Source organism: Micromonospora sp. WMMB235 (assembly GCF_001855515.1).
Lineage (GTDB): Bacteria > Actinomycetota > Actinomycetes > Mycobacteriales > Micromonosporaceae > Micromonospora > Micromonospora aurantiaca.
This window is the reverse complement of the sequence record NZ_MDRX01000001.1, coordinates 4,361,904-4,386,229: the sequence shown is the minus strand read 5'-3', so window position 1 is coordinate 4,386,229 and position 24,326 is coordinate 4,361,904. Positions and strand designations below refer to the sequence as shown.

The 24,326-nt window shown below is 73.9% G+C and carries 22 protein-coding genes and 1 pseudogene; 16 read left to right on the top strand and 7 right to left on the bottom strand.

All coding sequences use genetic code 11. The annotated features are described in order from the left end of the window. Positions 1-80: 80 nt before the first annotated feature. The 6 genes from BFV98_RS19230 (at position 81) to BFV98_RS19205 (ending at position 4,417) form a co-directional block, all read left to right on the top strand. Positions 81-416 (top strand): hypothetical protein, encoded by a 336-nt coding sequence (locus tag BFV98_RS19230; protein WP_083395299.1) that lies wholly within the window; start codon positions 81-83, stop codon positions 414-416. Beyond that, positions 413-970, top strand: coding sequence for a putative immunity protein (locus BFV98_RS19225; RefSeq protein WP_071097309.1), 558 nt, complete (start codon positions 413-415; stop codon positions 968-970). The genes BFV98_RS19230 and BFV98_RS19225 overlap by 4 nt, the downstream gene beginning before the upstream one ends. Continuing rightward, positions 967-1,482, top strand: coding sequence for a putative immunity protein (locus BFV98_RS19220; protein WP_071097307.1), 516 nt, complete (start codon positions 967-969; stop codon positions 1,480-1,482). The genes BFV98_RS19225 and BFV98_RS19220 overlap by 4 nt, the downstream gene beginning before the upstream one ends. A 116-nt stretch (positions 1,483-1,598) precedes the next feature. Next, positions 1,599-2,129: a SigE family RNA polymerase sigma factor gene (locus BFV98_RS19215; RefSeq protein WP_071097305.1), complete on the top strand. Its 531-nt coding sequence runs from the start codon at positions 1,599-1,601 to the stop codon at positions 2,127-2,129. Beyond that, positions 2,126-3,232 (top strand): hypothetical protein, encoded by a 1,107-nt coding sequence (locus BFV98_RS19210; protein ID WP_071097303.1) that lies wholly within the window; start codon positions 2,126-2,128, stop codon positions 3,230-3,232. The genes BFV98_RS19215 and BFV98_RS19210 overlap by 4 nt, the downstream gene beginning before the upstream one ends. Before the next feature lie 171 nt (positions 3,233-3,403). Beyond that, positions 3,404-4,417 (top strand): hypothetical protein, encoded by a 1,014-nt coding sequence (locus tag BFV98_RS19205; RefSeq protein ID WP_255368169.1) that lies wholly within the window; start codon positions 3,404-3,406, stop codon positions 4,415-4,417. Between the two features lie 51 nt (positions 4,418-4,468). Here the strand turns inward: BFV98_RS19205 and BFV98_RS19200 are convergent, their stop codons facing one another. Then, complete coding sequence (locus tag BFV98_RS19200; RefSeq protein WP_071097300.1) at positions 4,469-5,869, bottom strand: PQQ-like beta-propeller repeat protein; 1,401 nt, start codon at positions 5,867-5,869, stop codon at positions 4,469-4,471. Between the two features lie 19 nt (positions 5,870-5,888). Further along, on the bottom strand, positions 5,889-7,370 hold the full coding sequence (locus BFV98_RS19195) for a hypothetical protein (RefSeq protein WP_071097298.1): 1,482 nt from the start codon (positions 7,368-7,370) through the stop codon (positions 5,889-5,891). A gap of 254 nt (positions 7,371-7,624) precedes the next feature. Here BFV98_RS19195 and BFV98_RS19190 point away from each other — a divergent pair, with 254 nt between their 5' ends. The 3 genes from BFV98_RS19190 to BFV98_RS19180 are packed head-to-tail and all read left to right on the top strand — an operon-like array spanning position 7,625 to position 9,787. Next, the gene (locus BFV98_RS19190) at positions 7,625-8,395 is read left to right on the top strand and encodes an SGNH/GDSL hydrolase family protein (protein ID WP_013473339.1); all 771 of its coding nucleotides are present in this window, start codon (positions 7,625-7,627) and stop codon (positions 8,393-8,395) included. A 2-nt stretch (positions 8,396-8,397) separates the two neighbouring features. After that, complete coding sequence (locus tag BFV98_RS19185) at positions 8,398-8,844, top strand: hypothetical protein (RefSeq protein ID WP_013473340.1); 447 nt, start codon at positions 8,398-8,400, stop codon at positions 8,842-8,844. Between the two features lie 40 nt (positions 8,845-8,884). Continuing rightward, positions 8,885-9,787, top strand: coding sequence for a sulfurtransferase (locus tag BFV98_RS19180; protein WP_013283276.1), 903 nt, complete (start codon positions 8,885-8,887; stop codon positions 9,785-9,787). A gap of 82 nt (positions 9,788-9,869) precedes the next feature. On the opposite strand, the gene BFV98_RS19175 is transcribed toward BFV98_RS19180, so the two are convergent. Genes BFV98_RS19175 through BFV98_RS19165 form a run of 3 tightly spaced genes read right to left on the bottom strand, consistent with a single transcriptional unit; the run spans position 9,870 to position 12,206 of the window. Next, positions 9,870-11,063 (bottom strand): hypothetical protein, encoded by a 1,194-nt coding sequence (locus BFV98_RS19175; protein ID WP_071097296.1) that lies wholly within the window; start codon positions 11,061-11,063, stop codon positions 9,870-9,872. After that, complete coding sequence (locus tag BFV98_RS19170; protein WP_013283278.1) at positions 11,060-11,590, bottom strand: SigE family RNA polymerase sigma factor; 531 nt, start codon at positions 11,588-11,590, stop codon at positions 11,060-11,062. Before BFV98_RS19170 ends, BFV98_RS19175 begins: the two co-directional genes overlap by 4 nt. 16 nt (positions 11,591-11,606) lie before the next feature. Further along, positions 11,607-12,206, bottom strand: coding sequence for a TetR family transcriptional regulator (locus BFV98_RS19165; protein WP_071097295.1), 600 nt, complete (start codon positions 12,204-12,206; stop codon positions 11,607-11,609). A gap of 91 nt (positions 12,207-12,297) precedes the next feature. Here BFV98_RS19165 and BFV98_RS19160 point away from each other — a divergent pair, with 91 nt between their 5' ends. Next, a complete protein-coding gene (locus BFV98_RS19160; protein WP_071097293.1) occupies positions 12,298-13,443 on the top strand; it encodes an FAD-dependent monooxygenase in 1,146 nt (381 codons plus the stop codon). Between the two features lie 16 nt (positions 13,444-13,459). Here BFV98_RS19160 and BFV98_RS19155 read toward each other — a convergent pair whose 3' ends face one another. Then, a complete protein-coding gene (locus BFV98_RS19155; RefSeq protein ID WP_255368168.1) occupies positions 13,460-14,476 on the bottom strand; it encodes an MFS transporter in 1,017 nt (338 codons plus the stop codon). A 76-nt stretch (positions 14,477-14,552) separates the two neighbouring features. Further along, positions 14,553-14,732, bottom strand: a pseudogene (locus BFV98_RS32750) (MFS transporter); the annotation flags it as partial. 117 nt (positions 14,733-14,849) lie between these two features. On the opposite strand from BFV98_RS32750, the gene BFV98_RS19150 reads away from it, so the two are divergent. The 6 genes from BFV98_RS19150 to BFV98_RS19125 all read left to right on the top strand — a co-directional run bounded on the left by BFV98_RS19150 (position 14,850) and on the right by BFV98_RS19125 (position 24,278). After that, positions 14,850-16,643: an HSP90 family protein gene (locus BFV98_RS19150; RefSeq protein ID WP_071097291.1), complete on the top strand. Its 1,794-nt coding sequence runs from the start codon at positions 14,850-14,852 to the stop codon at positions 16,641-16,643. After that, positions 16,636-19,479 carry a hypothetical protein gene (locus tag BFV98_RS19145; RefSeq protein ID WP_071097289.1) on the top strand — a complete coding sequence of 948 codons (2,844 nt, stop codon included), beginning with the start codon at positions 16,636-16,638 and terminating at the stop codon, positions 19,477-19,479. The genes BFV98_RS19150 and BFV98_RS19145 overlap by 8 nt, the downstream gene beginning before the upstream one ends. 71 nt (positions 19,480-19,550) lie before the next feature. Then, on the top strand, positions 19,551-20,165 hold the full coding sequence (locus tag BFV98_RS19140; RefSeq protein WP_013283284.1) for a TetR/AcrR family transcriptional regulator: 615 nt from the start codon (positions 19,551-19,553) through the stop codon (positions 20,163-20,165). Between the two features lie 77 nt (positions 20,166-20,242). Next, positions 20,243-21,580, top strand: coding sequence for an acetyl/propionyl/methylcrotonyl-CoA carboxylase subunit alpha (locus tag BFV98_RS19135; RefSeq protein ID WP_030269621.1), 1,338 nt, complete (start codon positions 20,243-20,245; stop codon positions 21,578-21,580). 25 nt (positions 21,581-21,605) lie between these two features. Continuing rightward, a complete protein-coding gene (locus BFV98_RS19130) occupies positions 21,606-22,526 on the top strand; it encodes a hydroxymethylglutaryl-CoA lyase (RefSeq protein ID WP_071097287.1) in 921 nt (306 codons plus the stop codon). A 219-nt stretch (positions 22,527-22,745) separates the two neighbouring features. Continuing rightward, on the top strand, positions 22,746-24,278 hold the full coding sequence (locus tag BFV98_RS19125) for an acyl-CoA carboxylase subunit beta (protein WP_071097286.1): 1,533 nt from the start codon (positions 22,746-22,748) through the stop codon (positions 24,276-24,278). Positions 24,279-24,326: the final 48 nt, after the last annotated feature.

Below are 24,326 nucleotides of genomic sequence, written 5' to 3'. Positions count from 1 at the left end.
GGCCGCCGGTCTCCCGGCCTCTCCCCGGACCGGCCGCGACGACTTCCGAGCGTAGTGGTGTCGTTAGCAGACTGTCACGCATGAACCTTTCCGTACCGCGGCTCGGGCCGTACCCCGATCGGCCCCGCCCCTACCCGCCGGACCACCCGGCCCACCTGCCGATCCGGCCGCTCTGGCTCTGCCGCGCCTGCGGCGGGCCGTGGCCCTGCGCGCAGGCCCGCCTGCTGCTCAAGGTCGAGTACGCGGACCACCCCGTCGACCTGGCCGTCTACCTGTCCGGGCTCTACCACGAGGCCACCCACGACCTGTTCCGCCTCAATCCGCAGGACGGGCCGACCCCGCGCGAGCTGTTCGAGCGGTTCGTCGGCTGGGGCCCGTACCGGCGCAGCATCACCGATACGATGCCCGCGACATGACTGCGCCCGGGGACTTCGACCTGACGATGGACGAGCTGCGCGAGGTGGCGCGGTACGCGGTCCGGCACGCGGAGGACGTGCTCCCGGTCTACGAGCGGGCGGTTCCCGGTGACCCGCGTCCCCGCGCGGCTGTCGACGCGGCCTGGATGTTCGCGCGCGGCGCCGCCCGGACGAGACTCCAGCGGGTCACGTCCCTCGACGCGCACCGGGCCGCCCGGTCCGCGCCCACCGAGGCCGCGCGCCTGGCTGCCCGGACCGCGGGTGACGCCGCCGCGGCCGCGTACCTGCACCCGATCGCGAAGGCCACCCAGGTCGGTCACATCCTGCGGGCGGCCGCCAACGCCGCGCGCGTCGCCGAACTGGAGGCCGGCGGCGACGAGGCCGTCGGGGATTCGCAGGTGGACCGGTCCCGACGGCTCGCCACGCCGGTGCTCGTCGACGTGCTCCGCCGCTATCCGCCGCTGACCGGCGGCGGCAGCCGGGTCGCCCGGCTGATGAGCACTCTGGACCACGACCTGCGCCAGGGCACCGCCGGGCCGGAGGCCGCGTCGTGATCCTGCCGAAGATCCGCGATCCCCGGTTCACGACGATCCGCCGGGGCGGCACTCTCACCGACGAGCACCACCACCTGCTGGCGCTCTGGGCCGCCACCTGCGCCGAGCACGTCCTCGGCCTGTTCGAGGCGGTCCGGCCGGAGGACAGCCGCCCACGCGAGGCGATCGAGCACGCCCGCGCCTGGGTGCGGGGCGAGGTCAGGATGATGGAGGCGCGTGCGGCGGGCGGTCACGCCATGGGTGCGGCCCGGGACCTGCGCGGGGCGGCACGCAACGCCGCGTACGCCGCCGGTCAGGCCGCCGTCGTGGCCCACGTGGCCGCCCACGAACTCGGTGCCGCCGCGTACGCGATCAAGGCGGTACGCGCGGCGGCGCCCGCCGGTCTCGGCGAGGCGGCCGGGCGCGACGAGTGCCGGTGGCAGCGCGACCAGCTCCCGGCGGAGATCCGCGACCTGGTCCTGGACGACCAGCGCCTGCGCAACGACATCTGCTGGTCGGTCTTCGACTGCTGACGTCCGGCCGGGGCCTGTCGAGAAAGAGTCACCGGCGGCGGCAACCATGGCGTGCGCAGGTGGCGTCTCGGAAGGCGTCACGCTGATGTACCACCTGACCCCAAGGACCGGCTCGTGTGGACCCTCTCCTGAATGAGTTCGACCTGTTCGTCCGAACTCGCACCCCCGCGTTACTGCGATCCGCCTACCTGCTGACCGGCGACCAGCATCTGGCCGAGGATCTCGTCCAGTCCGCCCTCGCCCGTACCCACCGTGCCTGGAACCGGTTGCACGAGACCGGCAACGCTGAGGCGTACACCCGGAAGACCATGTACCACCTGCAGGTCTCCTGGTGGCGGCGCCGCCGGGTGGCCGAGTCGATGCCGGGCGACATGCCCGAGCCGCGCGGAGGCGACTCGGCCCCCGACCACGCCCAGCAGACCACGCTCCGGCTGGCTCTCCGGGCCGCGCTGGCCCGGCTGTCCGCCAAGCAACGGGCCGTGCTGGTCCTGCGGTTCTTCGAGGACCGCACCGAAGCCGAGGCCGCCGACCTGCTCGGCGTGACCGTCGGCACCGTCAAGAGCCAGACCTCCAAGGCGCTGGCGAAGCTGCGCAGCGTGGCCCCGGAGCTCGCCGAGCTGTACGTCACGGAAGGAACCGCCCGATGAACCAGGACCGACTGCGCTTCGACCTGGCCGACCTGGCCGAGGAGGTCACCCCGGTCGACCTGCGGGACCGGGCGCTGCGTACCTCGCGGCGGCTCGGTGTCCAGCGGGCCGTCGCCACCTCCGCCGCCGCGCTCGTGGTGCTGGCCGCCGCGACCGGGACCGCGCTGGCGATCCGGCCGAACAGCCAGGCGCCCGCCCCGGCCGGCCCGTCGGTCACAGTCACCGCCCCGCCGGTCGAGCCGTCCCGTACGCCCTCCCCCGACGCGAGTACCGCCACCGGCCAGTCGCAGTCGGCGCTCGCCGGTACCCGCTACTACCTGGAGCAGACGTCCACCCGATCGCGGATCCATGAGGTCCGCGGCACGCGGGACCGGGTGGTCCACGAGGTCGTCCACGAAGCCGCCTCTCGCTGCGAGTCCAACACCGTCAGCGTCTCGCCGGACGGCAAGCGGGTGGTCTGGGTGCAGGACAGCACCGACAACGCGAGCGGGGTGCTGCTGATCGCCACCGTCGGAGACAAGGGGGCGACGACCCTCGCGGAGGGGATCAGTTGTTTCGGCGCCCGGCCGATGCGGTGGAAGGGCGACGACCGGCTGATGGTGCAGCGGAAGAACGGCCAGTCCGTGCTCTACGACGTGGTGGCCAACAAGCAGGTCGTCGGCGACCCGGGCCAGGAGACCAAACGCTGCTGGTCCGCCGACGGCACCTGGCTGGCCGCCGAGTCGGACGGCAAACCCTACGTCTCGGACACCACCGACCTGCGGCAGTACACCTACACCCCTCCCCAGCAGGAGGCCGCGAAGTGGGACGGCTGGGAGGCCCGCAGCGTGTCCACCGACGGCCGCTACGTGGCAGTGGGCTGGATCGGCACCGACCCGTCCCGCCGGGACGGCAGCTTCGCGGTCGTCGACACCAGGACCAGCAAGGTGGTCGACCTGCCCGGCACGGGCGAGGTACGGAGCATCCTGTTCAGCGCCGACGGCACGGTGCTGCTGCGGCGCGGCACCGGCATCACGGTCCTCGACCGTGAGTTCAAGCCACTCGGCACGGTGACCGAGCCGGCACCGACCCGGAACCGGGCACTGCTGGCGTACGTGCCCTGAGCCGCCTCAGACAACCCCTACAGGCCCCTGGCGCTTCGTGCGCCGGGGGCCTGTCCGCGTCCGCCGACCCGGGGCCGAAGTTCTTTCGATCAGGCGGCAACCATGCAGATCGAAACCGACGTCTGGGAGTGCATCAGAGACGCGCACCAACCAACCCCCGAGGATCGAATCGTGAACGTCATCGTCACCAGCGCCCGCGGACTACGTACCGTCGCCGCCCTCGCCGCCGCCGCGTTCGTCGCCGTGGGCGTGAGCGCCTGCGGCGACGGCGGGTCCACGCCGACCGCCCCCGCAGCCGGGCAGTCGTCCGCCGCCGCACCGTCGTCCGCCGCCCCGAGCCCGTCGGACGCCTCCTCCGCCGCACTGCCCGGCACCCGGTACTACCTGTCGTTCGGCGAGCAGGCCGCGGAGGTGCACGTCGTCAAGGGCGGCACCGACCGGGTGAGCGCCAGCGTCCCGTACGGCGGCGGCGACTGCGTCCGGAACACCATCACCATCTCGCCGTACGGCGAGCGGCTGGCCTGGGTGGAGGGAGCGGCCGGAGCGGAGGCCGGCAAGCTCGTGACCACCCGGATCGACGGCAGCGACCGGGCCACCATCGCGACGGAGCCGCCCTTCTCCGGCAAGGCGCCCTGCGACGGCGGCGACCCGCTCGTGTGGAACACCAACGACCGGGTGCTGGTGCAGCAGGACGGCCACATGGCGCTCATCGACCTGAGCAGCCGCAAGCCCGCCGACGGCGACGCCGGCAACGAGACTCTGAAGTGGTGGACGCCGGACGGCCGCAACTGGGCCGCCGTCTCCGAGGGGCGGCCGTACGCGACGACCGACCCGAAGGTGACGTTCTACCGCTACACGCCGCCGACGGCCCAGGCGGCCCGCTACGACGGCTGGCGGGTCCGCAGCGTCTCGGCGGACGGCCGGTACGTGGCCGTCGGCTGGATCAACAAGGACGAGACCCGCAACGACGGGAGCTTCGCGGTGGTCGACACCAGGACCAGCAAGGTGGTCGACCTGCCCGGCACGGGCGAGGTGCGGAGCATCCTGTTCAGCACCGACGGCACGGTGCTGGTCCGGCGCGACAACGGCATCAGCGTTCTGGACAAGCGTTTCCAGCCGGTCGGGACGGTGACCGAGCCGGCCGGGCTGAGCGGGGCGCTGCTGCTGGCTTACGTGCCTGCCTGACGAAAGGCGACGCGGGGCGGGTCACCGACGGGTGGCCCGCCCCGTGTCTTTTCAGCGCAGCACGGTGATCGCCGCATCCGCTGTGACGTGCTTCCACGGCACCAGCACCACTGTGCCGTCTCGCTCCAGCACCTTCGCGTCGCTGCCCTCGGTGCCGGCCGACAGCGGCGCCTCGGCCACGACTGTGACCTCGCCGGTGGCCGGGTCGATCCGGACCAGCCGCGGGGCGAGGTCCCGCCGGTCGCCCACCTCCCACGCCAGCACGCCCTGCTCGTCGAGGCGGACGAGTTCCACCTCGCTGTCGGTGTGCCCGGCCGACACCCAGCGCCGATTCCCGGTGGCCAGGTCGATCGCCACCACCTGGTTGGCTTGGCGCATCTTGCCGCCGACGTTCGTCGCCTCGGTGGGCAGGTAGAGCGTGTCCGCGTCGGCCAGGTACGGCCGGATCCCCGGCCCGCTCACCGTGTTGGAACGGTTGACCGGCAGGTCGCTGAACCGCGTACCGTCGACGGGGTTGCCGAACGTGGCCCGCGCCTTGCCGGCGGCGTCGCGCGCGACGAACGTCTCGGTGCTCAGACCGGGCAGGCTGACCAGCGGGTCGACGCTCAGCACCCCGGCGCTCTGCTGCGCTGCGGGCAGTTTCTGCTGCCAGCGCGGCTTGCCGGTGGCCGGGTCCAGACCGAGCAGCGCGCCCCGGTCGCCGTCGCAGAGCGCGGTCACAACGGCCTGGTCCCCGGCGGCCTGCGCGTCGGTCAGGCGGCAGTCGCGGCCCGGCAGCAGCCGGTCGGCGTCGGTCTGCCACAGCCGCTTGCCGTCGGCCAGCGAGTAGCCGAGGACGTTCTCGCCGCTGCGGACGACCACCTGCCCGGCGGTCACCGACAGGTCCGGGGCGACGATCTCGGACCGGCCCGTCCGGCGTTCGACGGGGAACGTCGCCCGCCACGTCTGCGTGCCGGCGGCAGCGTCGAAGCCGACGATCGTGTCGCACGAGTCGGCGGAACCGAGCGCCACCACACCCCGCCCCTCGGCGAGCGTCTGCGCGGCCGCGCACAGCGAGGTCGCCTGGGGCGCGGGCACGCCCCACGCCTGGGCGCCGTCGTCGAGCCGGTAGGCGATGACGCCGTCCGGCTGGGCCCGGACCACCGCGTCGCCGACCAGCCAGGCGCCGAACATGTCCTGCCCGTCGTACGTCTTCAGCCCGTTGCGCTGCCGCTCCGGGAAGTCGAGCACCCAGGCGGTACGCAGCTTCCTCCCGTCGTCGTCATCGCCGCCGACCAGCCGGGACACGCCGTAGGCGGTGCCGGCCGCGACCGCGAGCACGGCCACCAGGCCACCGGCGACGAGCAACGCCACGCGTCCGCGCCGCTTCGGCGCCGCCGGCGGCGCACCGGCCGGACCCGGCCATCCCGCCGGCGGGTACGCGGGCGGCGGCTGCTGGTGCTGGTACGTCATTCGTCGTCTCCGTTCCCGGTCAGCGCGCCTGCGCGCGGACGTAGGCGGCCCAGCCGGCCTGGAACTCGTCGAGCGACACGCCCAGCACGTCCCGGGCGGCGCGGTCGGTCGGGGTGCCGCCGTAGACGGCCTCGACGAAGCGGAACAGCTTCACCTCGCCGTGCTTCTCGGCGAGGTGGTTCATCGCGGCGTGCCCGAGCCAGTAGTGGAAGCTCAGCCGGTCGGGGTCGTCCCACTCGCCGTTGCCGGGCAGCGTGCCGTTCCACCCGCCGCGGACCAGCTGCCGGGCCTGCGCGGTGCGCTCGCTGGCACCGAGCGGGCGGCCGTGGAACGCGATGTACTCGGCGAAGCCCTCGACCACCCACTCGTCGAGCTTGCTGAACGCGTCCACAGCGGTCAGGTCGGTGCGGGGCGTCATCAGGGAGTGCGCCACCTCGTGCCGCAACACCATGCGGGCGTCGTTGTCGCCGCTGGTACGGCTGAAGTAACGGTCGCGGGTGTCCACCACGATGCGGGTGCCGCCGATCGTGGCCTTGCCGTCCTTGCGCTCGGCCGCGACCAGGCCCAGCGAGAAGCCCGCCTCGGTGGCCTTCTCGGTGCCGATCCGGTAGAGCGAGGTCATCTCGTCCTTGCCGTCGGCGAGCGTGATGACGAAGCCGCTCGGCACCGGGCCGGGCGGCCCGCTGGCCCGCCACACGGCCAGGCCGTTCGTGACCGCCACATCGGCGGCCGGGGCGTACCGCTTCGCCACGCCGGCCCGGGCGGCGTCGGCGATGAGCAGGGCGTGCGGGGTCCGCTCGACGTGGATCTCCCGCCACTTGTCCCACGGACCGGGGTAGTGGACGGTCTTCGAGCCACCGTTCCCGGCGGCCGGAGCGCCGGTCACAGCGGTGACCCGGATCGGCGCGTCCTTGCCGGTGCGGACGATCGTCCAGCGGTACCACTCGGTGACCGGGGCCAGGTCGAAGCCGTCGAGCTGGTGCACGAACGAGACGTCGAGCTGGAACGTGACGCCCTGCCCGAAGGCGTCGCCGGCGCGGCCCTGCCGCTCGATGGTCTCGTAGCGGGCCACCGACAGCGGCAGCTTCCCCAGGTTGCGGAACAGCTGGGTCTGCCCGGCGATCAGCTCCTTACGGGCCGGGTCGAACGCGGCCAGGTAGCCGTCCAGGTCCTTCGCCGCCAGCGCCTTGCTGTGCCGGTCGAGCAGGGCGGTCAGCTCGGCGTTCGTGACGGTGACGCCGTTCGCGCCGGCTGCCGCCTTCGGCGCCGGGCCCTCCTCGTCGTCGCCGCGCAGGCCCAGCCCGACGCCGACCGCCGTGCCGGCGCAGAGCGCAAGCGCGAGCGCACCCGCCGCGAGCCCGATCCAGAGCCCTCGGCGGGACTTCGGCGTCGCAGGCGGCGGCCCCCACGGTCCCGGCTGCGCGGGCGGCGGTGCTGCGGCGTACCGGGGGTCGGCGTTGCCGGGCGGTGGCCAGCCCGCCGGTGGGTGCCCCTGCGTCATGTGGTTCCTCGCTCGTGCCGTGTGCGGGACCGGCCGGACGGTTTCGCCCGGCCGGATGACGGCAGACATCATCCCCGGTCCGGACGACGGATTCTGCCCCGCCGGACGTGTCGGACGGATTTGTCCCCTCGGGTGGCTGTCGTGAACAGGACGTCGAGACATCCGCCACGTCCGGCGTCCAGGGTCAGCGGGACCGGTCCGCGCGGTGACAGACTGTGCGACGCACTTCTGCCGGGACGTCTGAGGGAGGCGCCGTGCGCTGGCGCAGCTACGTGGCGGTGGGCGACAGCTTCACCGAGGGCATGGACGACGCGTATCCGGACGGCAGCTACCGGGGCTGGGCCGATCTGGTCGCCACCCGCCTCGCCGCCGAGGCCGGGCCCGACTTCGGGTACGCCAACCTGGCCATCCGCGGCCGGCTGTTCCCCAACGTGGTGGCCGAGCAGGTGCCGTCCGCGCTGGCCATGAAGCCCGACCTGATCAGCTTCGCGGCCGGCGGCAACGACGTGCTGCGCCGCAGCTTCGACCCGGACTCGTTCGTCCCCCGCTTCGACTCGGTCGTGCAGCGGCTGCGGTCCGGCGGCAGCGACGTGGTGCTGTTCCGGTTCGCCGACGTGATGGCCCGGCTGCCCGGCCAGCGGCTGGTGGCCCCCCGGGTCGCGCTGCTCAACCGTGCGGTCGGCGAGGTGGCCGAGCGGCACGGCGCGATCCTGGTCGACCTGTACGCCGACGACACCTACCTCAACCCGCTGCTCTGGAGCACCGACCGGCTGCACCTGTCGGCCGCCGGCCACCGCCGGGTCGCGGCCCAGGTGCTCACCGCGCTCGGCATCGGCTGCGAGGAGGAGTGGCTGATGGTGCCGCCGCATCCGGCGCCCAGCCCGTGGCTCGCCGCGCGCGCCGCCGACCTGCGCTGGGCCGGCCGGCACCTGGCGCCGTGGATCAAGCGCCGGCTGACCGGGCGGTCCTCCGGCGACTTCGTCACCGCCAAGCGGCCGGTGCTCGGGCCGGTCGAGCGCGACTGAGCGTGCGAACCGTCCACGCCGCCGACCTGCTGCGGCTGACACCCGACGATCCACCCCGCACCGGGCTGGCGGTCGTGGTCGCCGGTGACCGGGTCGAGGCGATAGTGCCCACGGCCGAGCTGTCCGGCGCGTACCCGGGGGTGCGGGTGCGGCGGTGGGCCGGCACGCTCGGGCCGGCGCTCGTGCACGACGGCCCGCTGCCGCCGGCGCCCACGCCCCGCGAGCGGGTGCACGCGCTGTTCCGGCTCGGCGTGGCCGCCGTGCTCGACGAACACGTCACCGACCCGGCGCTGCGTTCCGCCGCGGCGCGCAACGAGGTGGCGGTGCTGCCCACGGTCCGGCCGCCCGCGCTGGTGACCGGCGGGCGCGCCGACCTCGCCGTGTTCGACGCGGACGGTTCCTGCCTGGCGACAGTGGTCGCCGGCCGCCTGGTGCACCGCCGCGCCTGACCGGCACCGCACCGCGCTGATCCGGCGTACCTTGGGGATCATGCCTGTGCCGAGCGATCCGCATCCCCACCTCCAGTCGTACGCCGACCCGCAGCGCCTGGTCACCACCGAGTGGCTGGCCGAGCACCTGGGCGACGAAGGGCTCGTGGTGGTCGAGTCCGACGAGGACGTGCTCCTCTACGACACCGGCCACATCCCCGGCGCCGTCAAGGTCGACTGGCACACCGAACTCAACGACCAGGTCACCCGCGACTACCTGGACGCCGCGAGCTTCGCCGAGCTGTGCGCGGCCAAGGGCATCGGGCGGGACGACACAGTCGTCTTCTACGGCGACAACTTCAACTGGTGGGCCGCGTACGCCCTCTGGGTCTTCTCCCTCTTCGGTCACCAGGACGTACGTCTGCTCGACGGCGGCCGGCAGAAGTGGATCGCCGAGGGGCGGGAGCTGACCCGGGACAAGGTGAGCCGGCCCCGCGCCTCGTACCCGGTGCCGGAGCGCAACGACGCGCCGATCCGCGCGTACCGGGAGCAGGTCATGGCGCACGTGGCGGCCGGGCGGCCGCTGGTGGACGTGCGTTCGCCCGGCGAGTACACCGGCGAGATGCTGCACATGCCGGACTACCCGCAGGAGGGCGCGCTGCGTGGCGGGCACATCCCGGGCGCGGTGAGCAAGCCGTGGAAGTCCGCCGCGAACGACGACGGCACGTTCAAGTCCGCCGACGAGCTGCGCGCCATCTACGGCGACCAGCTCGGGCTGAGCCCGTCCGACGACGTGGTCGCGTACTGCCGGATCGGTGAGCGGTCCAGCCACACCTGGTTCGTGCTGCACCACCTGCTCGGGTTCCCGCAGGTGCGCAACTACGACGGCTCGTGGACCGAGTGGGGCAACCTGGTCCGGGCCCCCGTCGTGAAGGGCGACCAGCCCGGCGGCCTGACCCGCTGAGGCGTCCCGGCCGGTCCCGTCGTCACGGCGGCTGGACCGGCCGGTTCCGCTGTTACGCCGGTCCGGCCGCGTTCCGGACCGGTCAGCGGGCGGCTATCGACAGCCGGCCGGGGACGTTGCTCGCCACCCAGTCGACGGCGCCGGTCTCCGGCCGCCACCGGGCCAGCCCGGCGTCGTAGCGGAGCAGCACCGCGCCGTCGGCGGTCCAGCCGTACACCTCGCAGCACCCCTTGGTCCGGCCCTCGCGCCCGAGGTCGAGCAGGCGGGTCACCGCGCCGGTACGGGCGTCCAGCACCGCCACGCCCTCGGCGCCGCTCATCGTGCCGGCGGCGCCCGCGGTGGTGGTCCACCCGGCCTGGGCGATCCGGTCGCCGCGCTGCCAGCCCCGCCCGTAGACCTCGTTCAGCTGGTAGCCGGGGGGAAGCTCCCCGGCGGTCACCGGCCGCCGCTCCGGCGCGCCACCCGAGGCGGGGAACCGGCGTACGGCCAGGCCGCCGTCCCCGGACCAGCCGCCGACTGTGAACAGGTCACCGGACCGGGCCGGCTCGGGCACGACGAGCGTCCACGGGTCGACCGCGAGCTTCCGCGCCGACCCGGTGCGCCGGTCCAGCTCGTACGTGGTGTCGTTGTCCCCGACCAGCAGCCGGTCCCCGGCCCAGAGCACGTGTTCCAGGTAGCCGGTGAGCGGATAGCGGCGGACCGCGCCGTCGGTCAGGCCGACCACGACCACCTCACCGGTCTGCGCGAACGCGGCGGTCCGGCCGTCCGGCGACAGGCTGCCCGGCTTCAGCGGAGTGGCCTCGTTGCCCTCGGCGTCGCGGGTGGGCGCGAGCGTCACCACGTCGAGTTCCCGGACCATGCCGTCGTCACCCAGCACCCGGACCGGACCGGCGTCGCCGGTCTCCGGGTCGACCGGCTGGTACAGCGCCAGCGCCCGGCTCACCGGCCGGTCGGAGAGGGCGAAGGCGACCCGGTCGCCGAGCCGGCCCAGCGGGTCGCCCGCCTCGCCGAGCCGGTCCGGGGGCCGCTGCACCACAGGCGCGCTAGGTGCCGCCGTCACAGTCGGGCGGGGCGGTGCGGCCGGTGGCGGGCCCGAGCGGTGCAGGAGCGCGGTCGTACCGCCACCGAGCAGGACCACGGCGACGGCCGCGACGCCGGCGGCCCGGCGGGCGCGGCGGACCCGTCCGGCCCGCTCCCATCCTGCCTCGGCCAGCCGGGTCGGCCGGATCTCCTCGGCGGCCCGGGTCAGCAGCCGGGTCAGCTCGGGTTCGCTCACGGGTTCGCCTCCATCCCGGTCACCAGGCCGTCTCCGGACGTGCCGGGGGCGGGTACGACGTCGCGCAGCTTGCGCAGCGCGTCGTGGCACTGGCTCTTGACGGTGCCGACGGTGACGCCGAGCGCCTCGGCGGTGGCGACCTCGGTCAGGTCCTCGAAGTAGCGCAGCACCACGACGGCCCGCTGACGTGGCGGCAGCCGGTCCAGCGCGGCGCGCACGGTGAGCCGCAGCGCCGCGTCGGCGTCGGCACCCGGCCGGTCCGGTGGGTACGCGCTGAGCCACTCCCGGCGTCGGCGCCGCCACCAGGAGACGGCGTCGCGGTAGAGGATGGCGCGCACGTACGCGGCCGGGTCGCCGTCGCGCACCGACGGCCAGCGCAGCGCCAGCTTGAGCAGCGCGTCCTGGAGCAGGTCCTCGGCCTGGTGGCGGTTCCCGCAGATCAGGTACGCGGCACGCAGCAGCCGGTGCTGGTGCGACTCGACGAAGGCGAGGTAGTCCGCCCGCCCGTCGTCCGCGTCACGCCCCATCCGGCTCCTCCCTCCGTCACCCGCCAGACGCGCGGGACGGGGGCAAAGGTTGGGTCAGGTAGCGCTGAATCGTCGGGCCGACCCAGTCGGCCAGTTCCTCGGGGTCGAGGTCCACCACGGGTGGCAGCCGGACGACGTACCGGGTGAGCGCGAGACCGAGGATCTGACTGGCCACCAGACCGGCCCGGCGGTCGGCGGTCGCCGGGTCGGCACCGGATCGGGCCACCGCGGTGGCGAGCTGGCCGGCGAAGATCCCGCGCATGCGTTCGGCCGCGCCGGGGTTGGTGGCGGCGGCCCGGAGCAGGGCGACGAGTGTCCCGTCCGCCTCCCAGCGGCGTACGAAGTGCCGGGTCAGTGTCTCGCCGAGCCGGTCCGGCGGCACCTCGGCCAGGTCGGGCAGGCGCAGGTCGAACTCGGCCGCCGCGGCGAACAGCCCCTCCTTGCTGCCGTAGTAGCGCATCACCATCGACGGGTCGATGCGGGCGTCGGCGGCGATGGCCCGGATGGTGGCCCGGTCGTAGCCGTCGGCGGCGAAGCGTTCCCGGGCGGCACGCAGGATGGCCGCCCGGGTGGCGTCCGCGCGGCGGGTGCGGGTGGCGGGTTCGGTCACGTCCACGACTGTATGCCAACGCGTGTTGACATCGGCTCTACAGTGAAGTCAACAAGCGTTGGCAAACAGTTGTTGACCGAGCCCGGAGGTGGAAGCGATGCTGCCCGAACGCACCGACGTCCTCGTGGTGGGAGCCGGGCCGACCGGCCTGGCCGTGGCGGTCACGCTCGCCCGGCACGGGGTGACCGCTACCGTCGTCGACCGGCTCGCCGAGCCGCCGGTCACCTCGCGCGCCGCAGTCGTGCACGCCGGCACCCTGGAGGTGCTGGACCGGATCGGGGTCGCCGCGCCGCTGGCCGCGCGAGGGCTGCACTCGGCCCGGTTCAGCGTCCGCGACCGGGACCGGGTGCTGGTGACCGTCCCCTTCGACAGGTTGCCGTCGCGCTACCCGTACGCGCTGCTGATCTCCCAGGCCGAGACCGAGGCGGTGCTCACCGACCGGCTCACCGCGCTCGGTGGGCGCGTGCTGCGGCCGTACGAGATGACCGGCCTGGACCTCGACGGCGACGGCGCCGTCGCCCGCTTCGACGGCGGCCGCGCGGTCCGGGCACGCCGGGTCGTCGGCGCGGACGGGATGCACAGCCGGGTCCGCGAGCTGGCCGGCATCGGCTTCGGCGGCCCGGCCGACCCCGGGGAGTCGTTCCTGCTCGCCGACGTCCACGTGGACAGCGCGCTCCCGCGCGACCAGGTGAGCCTCTTCCTGTCCCGGCGGGGCCCGCTGGTCTGGGCGCCGCTGCCCGACGGCACGGTCCGGCTGGTCGCCACTGTGGACGACGCGCCGCGCGACCCGCAGACGCACCACTTCCAGGCGCTGCTGGACGAGCGCGGTCCGGCGCGCCGGCCGGACCGGGTCACCGGCATGGCGTGGGCGTCCCGGTTCCGGATCCACCACCGGATCGCGAGCACCTACCGGTCCGGGCCGGTGCTGCTCGCCGGGGACTCCGCGCACGTGCACAGCCCGGCCGGTGGGCAGGGGATGAACCTCGGCCTGCGCGACGCGGTCGCCCTCGGCGACGCGCTCGCCGCCGGCCCGCAGGCCCTCGACGGGTACGCCGCCGACCGTCGCCCCCGCGCCGAGGAGGTGCTCGGTTTCGCCGCCGGGCTGACCCGGCTCGCCGCCGCACCGCCGGCCGTGCGACCGCTGCGGAATCTGCTGCTCCGGACGGTCTCCACGCTCCCGCCGGTCCGTCACCGGATCGCCGTTCGCCTGGCCGGCTTCGAGCCCGCGCGGCCCGGTGGCTGACCCGCGGGGCGGGTGATCAGTGCGGTGGCGCGGCGGGCGGGCCGGTGCGCGCTCGGAAGGTCACCCAGACGGCGGCCGTGACCAGGGCGAAGACCGCGGCGGCCGCCCAGGGGACAGGCGTCAGGCCGAACGCCTGGGCGGCGAGACCGGCCAGCACCGCGCCGGCCGGTGCGGCGGCCAACCCGGCCACCCGCTGTGCCGCGCCCACCCGGCCGAGCAGATCCGGGGGTACGTGCCGCTGCCCGTACGCCGCCCGCAGGCTGTTCCAGATCGTGGAGCCGGCGGTGAACCCGGCCATCGCGAGGCCGCCGGTCAGCGGGTGCCGGGCCAGCGCGAATCCGGCCAGCGCCAGCGTCTGACCGAGCAGCACGACACGCAGCGTGGGCAGCGTGCCGAAGCGGGCGGCCAGCCGTCCGGCGAACAGCGCGCCGCCCAGCCCGCCCGCGACCGCGCCGGCCGCGAACAGCCCGTACGCCGCCTCCGGCACCCGAAGCACGGCCAGCGCATAGAGCACGAGCACCGAGGCCAGCCCTCCGATGGCCAGATTCGACCCGGCCGTCCCGACTGTCAGCGCCCGGAGAACCCGATCCCGTCGAAGAAACCGAATCCCCTGCCAAACCCCGCCCTTGTCCTCGTTGATCTTGCGGTTGCGGCCCCTCGACTGTCCTTTTTGTGCGGCCTTGCCGGGGCGGAAAGTGCAAGATCGGCGGGGAGCCGGGGCGGGGATGGCGAGGATGAGGACGGCGGCCAGGGCGAAGGTCAGGGCGTCGGCGGTGAACGGGAGTGCGGGGGAGACGGCGAAGAGGACACCGGCCAAGGGGGCGCCGACGAAACCGCCGGCCACCGCCGTTCCGGCCTGGAGGCGGGCGTTGGCGCCCGCCAGCCCCTCGGGCGGCATCACAGTGGGCAGCAGCGCGTACGCGGACGCGTCGAAGAGCGTGCCCAGCAGGGCGAGCAGCGAGGCGACGACGACCAGCGTGGCGATCCCGGCGTGCCCGGTCGCCACGGACCAGGCCAGCGCCGCCACCACCACGGCCCGCCCCCCCGTCCACCACCGCCATCGTCCGCCGCCGGTCCCACCGGTCCGCGTACACGCCGCTGAGCAGGCCGAACAGCAGCGGCGGAAGGAGCCCGGCCACTGTCACCGCGGCTACCGCGCGAGGGTCGCGGGTGAGCGTGGCGGCCAGCAGGGCCAGAGCCGGCGTACGCAGGGAGTCCCCCACCTGCGAGCAGACGGCGGCGGACCAGAGCAGCCGGTAGTCGCGGCCCGGGACGGCGGTGATCGTCATGCCAGGAGACGGTGTGCCCTGCACCCGGTGGAGGGTCAAGCCGCCGGGTGAAACGGGACGGACACTGTCGGCGCTGACCGGTACGGTGAGCGCCGAAAATCCGAACCGGGAGCGCGATTGGACCGCACCTTCCAGGTGGACCTCCGTGGCGTGGTCGACCTGCTCAGTCATCACCTCTACGGCAGTCCGCGGGTCTACGTGCGCGAGCTGCTCCAGAACGCCGTCGACGCGATCACCGCGCGCCGGTCCACCGAGCCGAAAGCCCCGGCCCGGGTCCGCATCGAGCCGCCGGAGCTGACCGGCGACGGGACGCTGCGCGTGCACGACACCGGCATCGGCCTGACCGAGGCGCAGGTGCACGAACTGCTCGCCACCATCGGCCGCAGCTCCAAGCGCGACGAGCTGGGCTTCTCCCGGCACGAGTTCCTCGGCCAGTTCGGCATCGGCCTGCTCTCCTGCTTCCTGGTGGCGGACGAGATCCGGGTGGTCACCCGGCACGCCGACGAGCCCACAGTGCTCTGGACGGGCTGGTCCGACGGGCGGTACGCGGTACGGCTCGCCGAGCCGGAACAGGCCCGCGACGAGCCCGGCACGACAGTCACGCTGGTGCCCCGGCGCGACGCCGACCAGTGGCTCGGCGTACCCACTGTCACCGAGCTGGCCCGCCTCTACGGCGGCCTGCTGCCGGTCGACGTACGGGTCGGTGACACGCCGACCACCGCCGGCCCGCCGCCGTGGCCGACCACACCCGGGGCGCCGGTCGACCGGGCCGCCCTCCAGCGGTACGCGCAGGAGCTGCTCGGCTTCGCCCCGTTCGACGTGGTGCCGCTGTCGGTGCCCGAAGCCGGCCTGACCGGCGTGGCGTTCATCCTGCCCGCCGCGGTGAACCCGGCCGCCCGGGCCGGGCACCGGGTCTACCTCAAGCGGATGCTGCTCAGCGAGCACGCCGACGGGCTGCTGCCCGAGTGGGCCTTCTTCGCCCACTGCGTGGTCGACGCCAGCGAGCTGCGGCCCACCGCCAGCCGCGAGGCGCTCTACGAGGACGCGCTTCTCACCTCCGTCCGGGAGGCGCTCGGCGACCAGATCCGCGGCTGGCTGGTCCGGCTCGCCAAGCACGACCCGCGCCGGCTCGGCGAGTTCCTCCAGGTGCACCACCTCGGCGTCAAGGCGCTCGCGATGCACGACGACGAGATGCTGCGGCTGGTCGACCAGTGGTGGCCGATGGACACCAACGTCGGCACGATGACGCTCGCCGAGTTCCGGCAGCGGCACGGCGTGCTCCGGTACGCCGCCAGCCTGGACGAGTTCCGCCAGCTCGCCGCCGTGGCCGCCGCGCAGGACGTGGCAGTGGTCAACGGCGGCTACACGTACGACACCGAGCTGATCGAGCGGCTGCCCACAGTGGACCGATCGGTGCTGATCGAGCGGCTTGAGCCGAGCGACCTGACCACCCGGTTCGAGATCCTCGACCCGGCGACCGAACTGGCCCTGCGGCCGTTCCTCACCGCCGCGCAGCGGGCCCTGGAACGGCTCGGCTGTGAGGTCGTGATCCGGGCGTACGACCCGGTCTCGCTGCCGGCGCTCTACCTGGTGTCCCGGTCGGCCGCGTTCCACGACCAGCTCGCCGCCAGCCGGGACAAGGCCGACGAGCTGTGGGGCGGCGTGCTCGACGCGCTCGCCGCCTCAGCGCCGCCGGACCGCCCGCAACTGGTGCTCAACCACCGCAACCCGCTGGTCCGCCGGGTCACCACGCTCGCCGACCCGGAGCTGGTCGGGCTGGCCGTCGAGGCGCTCTACGGGCAGGCCCTGCTGCTCGGGCACCACCCGATCCGGGCGGCCGACGCCGCACTGCTGAACAGTTCCTTCCTCGGCCTGCTCGGCCGGGCCGTACCGGGAGAGACCCGTGACTGACGACGACCTCTGGCGGATGCACCACGAGATCGAATCCATGCCGTACGGGCCGGGGCAGATCGCCGCGCTGGAGCAGTTGCTGCGCCGCGCCGACGCGGGCGACGACAGGCACCTCGCCTTCGCCGCCCGGGTCACCGGCACCACCGCGTACGTCTACGGCGGCGAACCGGCGAAGTCCTTCGTCACGTTCTCCTGGTGCCTGGCCGAGTACGACAAGGATCCGCAGCCCTACCACCAGCGCTACACGCACCAGCTGCTCTGGTTCTTCAAGTACATGGTCAACGCCATGGTGAAGTTCCCGGAGCTGCCGCTGGACCGGACGTACGCGGTGCTCGACGACATGGAACGGCGCTACCGCGACTCCGGGCACTCGCTCCAGGCGGTCTACAAGCACCGCTACCTGGTGGCCGCGCACCTGGGCGACGACGAGGCGGCGGAGCAGTGGTACCGCAAGTGGATGACCACCCCGCGCGACACGCTCTCCGACTGCGCCGGCTGCGACCCGACCACGCAGGTCGCGCACCTGGTGCGGCACGGCCGCCACGAGGAGGCGGTGGCGCTGGCCGAGCCGGTGCTCGCCGGGCGGCTCACCTGTAGCGAGCAGCCGCAGGGGATCCTCACCGCGCTGCTCACGCCCTACCGCGAGACCGGCCGCACCGACGCGGCGCGGGACGCGCACCGGGAGGCGTACCGGCGGGTGCGCGGGCACCTCGCCGACCTGTGGGACATCGCCGACCACGTCGAGTTCTGCACCGTGACCGGCAACGAGGCCCGCGCCCTGGAACTGGTCGAGCGCCACCTGGACTGGCTGGACCGCGCGCCCACCCCTGCGGCCGCGATGCACTTCGCGGCCGCCGCCTCGGCCGCGCTGCGTCAGGTGCCGGCCGAGCTGACTGTGCACCGCCGCGCCTCCGGCGAGCGGGCCGCCGCCGACGTGCCGGCGGGTGCGCTCGCCGACGAGCTGGCCGGTACGGCGACCGCGCTGGCCGAGCGGTTCGACGCGCGCAACGGCACCACGCACCAGTCCGGCCTGATCGCCCGCAAGCTGGCGGCCGGGCCGGTCGGCGAGCACCTGCCGCTCTCCGCGAGCCTGCGCCGCCCGGCGGTGCCCGCCCCGCGGACCGGCTCGGACGCGCCGGTGGCCTCTCCGAAGCCGGTGACCGTGCCGGCCGACGCCGGTGCCGACGAGCTGCTCGCGCTGGCCGAGGAGTGCTGGCGCACCAACCGCCGGGACGGCCTGGTCGCCGCGTTGCACGCGTACGACGAGCGGTTCGGTGACGCCGACGTGCCCGCGACCACCCGCGCCTGGCGGCTGGAGCTGCGGGCCGGTGAGCTGTCCCAGGACGACGACGGCGTGCCGGTGGCGATCGAGGTCAACCGCGAGGCGCTCGCCGCGTGGCGGGAGGTGCCGGATCCGCTGCGCGCCCAGGTGGTGGCCGGGCGGCTCGGTGTGCTGCTCAGCATGGTCGAGGAGAGCGCGGACGAGGGGATGGCCCTGGCCCGGGAGTCGGCCGGCTACCTGACCGAGCACGGCGAGCCGCGTGACCGGGCCGCCGGCTGGGATCGGCTGGCCCTGGCCCACGTGCACCGCGAGCAGTGGGCGGAGGCGCTCGACGCGCTCGACCGGGCCGAGGCGGAGGCGGACGCCGATCCGTGGCTGGCCGGGCGGGTCGCGCTGCACCGCACGCACGTGCTGGAGCAGTTGGAGCGGGCCGAGGAGTTCCGGGACGCGGCGGCGCGGTCCCGCCGGCTGGCGGGCGAGCTGGGCGACGCCGAGATGCTCACCGGCGCCTGCCTGGCGTACGCCCGCGCCACCGACGACCCGGCCGACGCGGTGGCCGCGTGCGAGGAGGCGCTGTCGGTCGCCCCGGCCGGCGCCCACCTGCCGCTGCGGGTCACCCGGGGACGGGCGCTGATGGCCGCCGACCGGGCCGGCGAGGCGGTGGAGGATCTGGCCGAGGCGGTCACTCTCTGCGTCGAGCAGGGGCTGGAGGGCGACGCGCTGCTGCGCTGGGAGCTGGCCGAGGCGTACCGGGTGGCCGGTCGGCTGGCGGAGGCCGCCGAGGTGGCCGAGGAGGCGGTGCTCGGGCTCGACCGGGCCGGCGCGCAGGCCGAGGCGGACCGGTGCCGGCACATGCTGGCGGGCATCTACGCCGGCCTCGGCGAGACGGATCTGGCGCTCACGGTGCTCGACACGCTGGCCGAGAACCTGGACGGGCCGGACAATCTCCCCCACCGGGCGCAGGTGCTGGAGGAGTCCGGTGGCCTGCTGTACGACGCCGACCGGGACGCCCTGGCCGCGCAGCGGTTCGCGGCGGCGGCGACCGCCTGGCGGCTGGCCGGCTTCCAGGTGGACGAGCTGCGGGCCCGGCGGCGGGAACTGCTCGCCCTGCACTGGTCCGGCGACCTGCCGGCCGCGGTCGCAGCGATCGAGCGGGTGGACGAGGCGGCGGCCGCGCTCCCGGCCGAGGCCGACGAGGCGCCGGTGGTCACGTACGAGCGGGCGATGGCCGCCGACGCGGTGGCCCGGGTGCTGATCGGCGAGGACCGCCTCACCGCCGCGCTGGACCGGGTGGACGGGGTGCCGGAGCGCCTCCGGTCGATCGAGGCGTTCGGCGAGGCGGCGCAGGTCGAGGTGCTGACCGGCGAGCTGCTGCTGCGCGACGGGCGGCCGGAGCAGGCCGAAGGGCTGCTGCGCCCGGTCCTGGGCGGGCTGCCCAGCGGTTCCCGTCCCGCCACGCAGGCCGCCTGGCTGCTCGCCCGCGCGCTCGACGAGCAGGGCCGGGAGGCCGAGGCGTCGAAGGTCCGCGCCGACCACGGCATCGAGGAGGACTGACACGACGGGCTGGGGCAACCGTTGGGTAACCGCGGCTGCCCCAGTTCGAACGCGAGGTCTAGGCTGGTCCGGTGGCGGTGGAACAGCAGGCACGGGGTGCGGCGGGTGCGGCCCGGCGCCGGTCCCGGCGGGACGAGATCCTGGAGATCGCGGTCGGCCTCTTCGCGGCGCGCGGCTACCACGGTGTGTCGATGGACGACATCGGCGCGGCGGCCGGGGTCACCGGTCCCGCGCTCTACCACCACTTCGCCGGCAAGGAGGCGATGCTCGTCGCCGCCCTGATCCCGGTGAGTGAGGGGTTGCTCGCGGGCGGGCGGGAACGGGCCGCCGGTCACCCGGGCGACCCGCGTGCGGCGCTGGAGTCGCTGATCGACTTCCACGTCGACTTCGCGCTGGCGAACCCGGCGGTGATCGCGTTGCACCTGCACGAGCTGGACCGCCTCCCGGACGAGCCGCGCCGCCGGATCCGCCGGCTCCAGCGGATGTACGTCGAGGAATGGGTCACCGTGCTGACCGCGCTGCACCCCGGCCTGCCCGACGGCGCGGCCCGGGTGCTCGCCCACGCGGCGTTCGGCCTGATGAACTCGACGCCGTTCCTCGGCGGCGAGGTGGACCGCCGGCGCCGGGCCGAACTGCTGCGCGGCGCGACCCTCGCGGCCCTGCTCGCGCCCACCGACCCGACCTGACACGCCGCGCGTACCTTAACGCGTGTTAAGAAGAGACCCCGGCTTTGCGTCGAGAAGGGGTCACGTCCGTGCAGAAGATGATCGAATCGTTGTTGGTCGCGAATCGGGGGGAGATCGCGCGGCGGATCATCCGCACCGGTAGGCGGCTCGGGATCCGGACGATCGCGGTGCACTCGGAGGCCGACGGCGCGCTGCCGTTCGTGACCGAGGCCGACGAGGCGGTCTGCGTCGGCCCGGCGAACCCGGCCCAGAGCTATCGGAACGTCGAGGCGATCCTCGACGCCGCCCGGAGCACCGGCGCGCAGGCGATCCACCCCGGCTACGGCTTCCTGTCCGAGAACGCGGACTTCGCCCGTACCGTCGAAGGGGCCGGCCTGATCTGGGTCGGGCCCGGCGCCGACGCGATCAGCGCGATGGGCGACAAGATCAACGCCCGGAACCTGATGGCGGCCGCGGGCGTGCCGGTCGCGCCCGGCACCACCGAACCGGCGAGCGACCTGGACGCGGCGGTCGCGGCAGCCGCGGAGATCGGTTACCCGGTGATGGTCAAGGCCGCCGCCGGTGGCGGCGGCATGGGCATGGGCGTGGCCGCCGACGAGGCGGCGCTGCGCACCGAGTACGACAAGGTCCGCGCGTTCGCCGAGCGGATGTTCGGCGACGGGTCGGTGCTGATCGAGCGGTACTTCCCCCGGGTGCGCCACGTCGAGGTGCAGATTCTCGGCCTGGCGGACGGCCGGGTGGTGGCGCTCGGCGAGCGGGAGTGCTCGGTGCAGCGGCGCAACCAGAAGCTGGTCGAGGAGTCGCCGTCCCCGGCGGTGTCGCCCGAGTTGCGCGAGCGGTTCCTGGCCGCCGCAGTGCGGGCCGGCGAGGCGGTCAATTACCGCAATGCGGGCACTGTGGAATGCCTGCTCGATCCCTCGACGCAGGAGTTCTTCTTCCTGGAGATGAATACGCGGCTGCAGGTCGAGCACCCGGTCACCGAGTACGTCTACGGCGTCGACCTGGTCGAGGAGCAGTTGCGGGTGGCGTCCGGCCTGGCGCCGACGTTCGACCCGGACGCGCTCACCCCGCGCGGTCACGCCATCGAGCTGCGGATCAACGCCGAGGACCCGAAGCGCTTCCTGCCCGGCCCGGGCGCGATCACCACCTGGAACGAGCCGTCCGGCACCGGCGTCCGGGTCGACTCCGGCTACGTCGCCGGCAACACCGTCACGCCGTTCTACGACAGCCTGATGGCCAAGCTGATCCTCACCGGGGCGACCCGCGAGGAGGCGGTCGAGCGGGCGCGGGCGGCTGTCGCCCAGTTCGAGATCGCCGGCCCGAAGTGCAACCTGCCGTTCTTCGCCGAGCTGCTGGAGAACCCGGAGTTCCTCTCCGGCGACTACGACACCGGCATCGTCTCCCGGATGCGCTGACCTTCGACCCAGTGAGGTGAATCTGATGGCGGAACTTCCAGGCTCCGTGAGCATCCGTGAGGTCGGTCCCCGCGACGGCCTCCAGAACGAGGAGCCCATCCCCACCGACGCGAAGGTGCGGCTGCTCGACGCGCTGTCCCGCACCGGGGTACGGCGCATCGAGGCCGTCTCCTTCGTCCACCCGAAGGCGATCCCGCAGATGGCCGACGCCGACGAGGTGTGGCAGCGGGCCGAGAAGGTCGACGGCGTGCGCTACTCCGCCCTGGTGCCGAACACCCGTGGCGCACAGCGGGCGCTGGCGGCGGGCTTCACCGAGATCGAGGTGGTGGTCTCGGCCAGCGACACGCACAACCGCCGCAACGTCAACCGGTCCACCGACGAGTCGCTGGACGACATCGCCGAGCTGATCGACCTGCTGCACGGCGCGGGCGCCACCGCCGAGGTGATCGTGGCGACCAGCTTCGGCTGCCCCTACGAGGGCGACGTGGACCCCCGCCGGGTCGCCGCGATCGTCGACCGCGTCGCCCGCGACGGCGCGGACCGCGTCGCCTTCGGCGACACCACCGGCATGGGTACGCCCCGGCGCGTCCGCGAACTGGTCACGGCGGTCCGGGACCGCAACGCCCACCTGCCGGTGCTGCTGCACTTCCACAACACCCGTGGCACCGCGCTGGCGAACATGCTCACCGCGATGGAACTGGGGATCACCGAGTTCGACGCCAGCGTCGGCGGCCTCGGTGGCTGCCCGTACGCGCCGGGTGCCAGCGGCAACCTGGCGACCGAGGAGGCGGTGCACATGCTGCACGACATGGGCATCGACACCGGCATCGACCTGGACGCCCTGATCGAGGCCGCCGAGCTGGCCGAGACCCTGGTGGGCAAGAAGCTCCCGTCCGGAGTCCTCCGGGCCGGCCCCCGAACCCGCCTGACCCCCCGCCCCGCCTGACCGGCCCCCTCCCACCCCGTCTCCCCGCTCTGTTGATCAAGGAGTTCGTGTCCTCCGGGGGCCCGAACGAGGACGCGAACTCCTTGATCAACGAAATGAGCGGGGGTGGGTGGGGTGCGGGGGCGTGGTGGGGTGCCGGGGATGGTGCGGGTGGGGTAGCCTAACGATCGTTCAGGTCGGTGGGCGCCCTGTGCGGGGGCCGTGGCAACGGGAGTCGGCGTGACGCTCGACGGTGAAGCTCTGGAGCAGCTACGCAAGCGCGCCCGCGCCGGCGGTGCGGACAAGTACCACGCGGCAAACGCCGCGAAGGGGAAGCTGTTCGCCCGCGAGCGTGTGGCGTACCTGGTCGACGAGGGCTCCTTCGTCGAGGACGGGCTCTACGCCAACGCGATGGCCGACGGGCTGCCCGCCGACGGCGTGGTCACCGGCACCGCCACGATCGACGGCCGCCAGGTCTGCCTGATGGCCAACGACTCCACGGTCAAGGCCGGCAGCTGGGGTGCGCGTACCGTCGAGAAGATCATCCGGATCATCGAGCGGGCGTACGCGACCGGCGTCCCGATGGTCTACCTGGTCGACTCGGCCGGCGCCCGGATCACCGACCAGGTCGACCTGTTCCCGGGCCGGCGCGGCGCCGGCAAGATCTTCTGGAACCAGGTCCGCGCCTCCGGCTCGATCCCGCAGGTCTGCGCGCTGTTCGGGCCGAGCGCGGCGGGCGGGGCGTACATCCCGGCGTTCTGCGACGTGGTCGCCATGGTGGACGGCAACGCCAGCATGTACCTCGGCTCCGACCGGATGGTCGAGATGGTCACCGGCGAGAAGACCACGCTGGAGGCGATGGGCGGCGCGAAGGTGCACTGCGCCGAGTCCGGCGTGGGTCACTTCCTCTGCAAGACCGAGAACGACGCGCTCGACGCGGTGCGGACGTACCTGTCGTACCTGCCGTCGAACTGGAAGCAGGACCCGCCGGCGGCCGAGGCGGTGGCCGCGCCGGAGAAGGCCGACCTGGCCGCGCTGGTCCCGGCCAGCGAGCGGCAGGCGTTCGACATGCGCCGGTACGTCAAGGGCCTGCTCGACTCCGGCAGCTTCTTCGAGATCCAGGCGCTGTGGGCCAAGGAGCTGACCATCGGGTTCGGCCGGCTCAACGGCGAGGTCGTCGGCGTGGTCGGCAACAACTCGATGTTCAAGGGCGGCGTGCTCTTCGTCGACTCGGCCGACAAGGCGACCCGGTTCGTGCAGCTCTGCGACGCGTTCAACGTGCCGCTGCTGTTCCTCAGCGACGTGCCGGGGTTCATGGTCGGCAGCGCGGTGGAAAGGCAGGGGATCATTAGGCACGGCGCGAAGATGATCACGGCGATCTCCGAGGCGACCGTACCCAAGATCTGTGTGGTGGTCCGCAAGGCGTACGGCGCGGGTCTCTACGCGATGGCCGGTCCCGGCTTCGAGCCGGACGCCACGATCGCGCTGCCCACCGCGAAGATCGCGGTGATGGGCGCGGAGGCCGCCGTCAACGCGGTCTACGCCAACAAGATCGCCGCCATCTCCGACGAGGCCGAGCGCGCCGCGTTCGTGGCCGCGAAGCGCGAGGAGTACGAGCGCGACATCGACGTGGTGCGCCTCGCCAGCGAGCTGGTGGTGGACGCGATCGTCGAGCCGCACGAGCTGCGCGCCGAGCTGGTACGCCGGTTCACCGCCGCGCGCGGCAAGGAGCGGCACTTCTCCCGGCGCCGGCACGGCGTCACCCCCGTCTGACCCGGTAAGGAAGGGCCCCCTCTTAACGCCTGGTGCATGTAAAGGGGC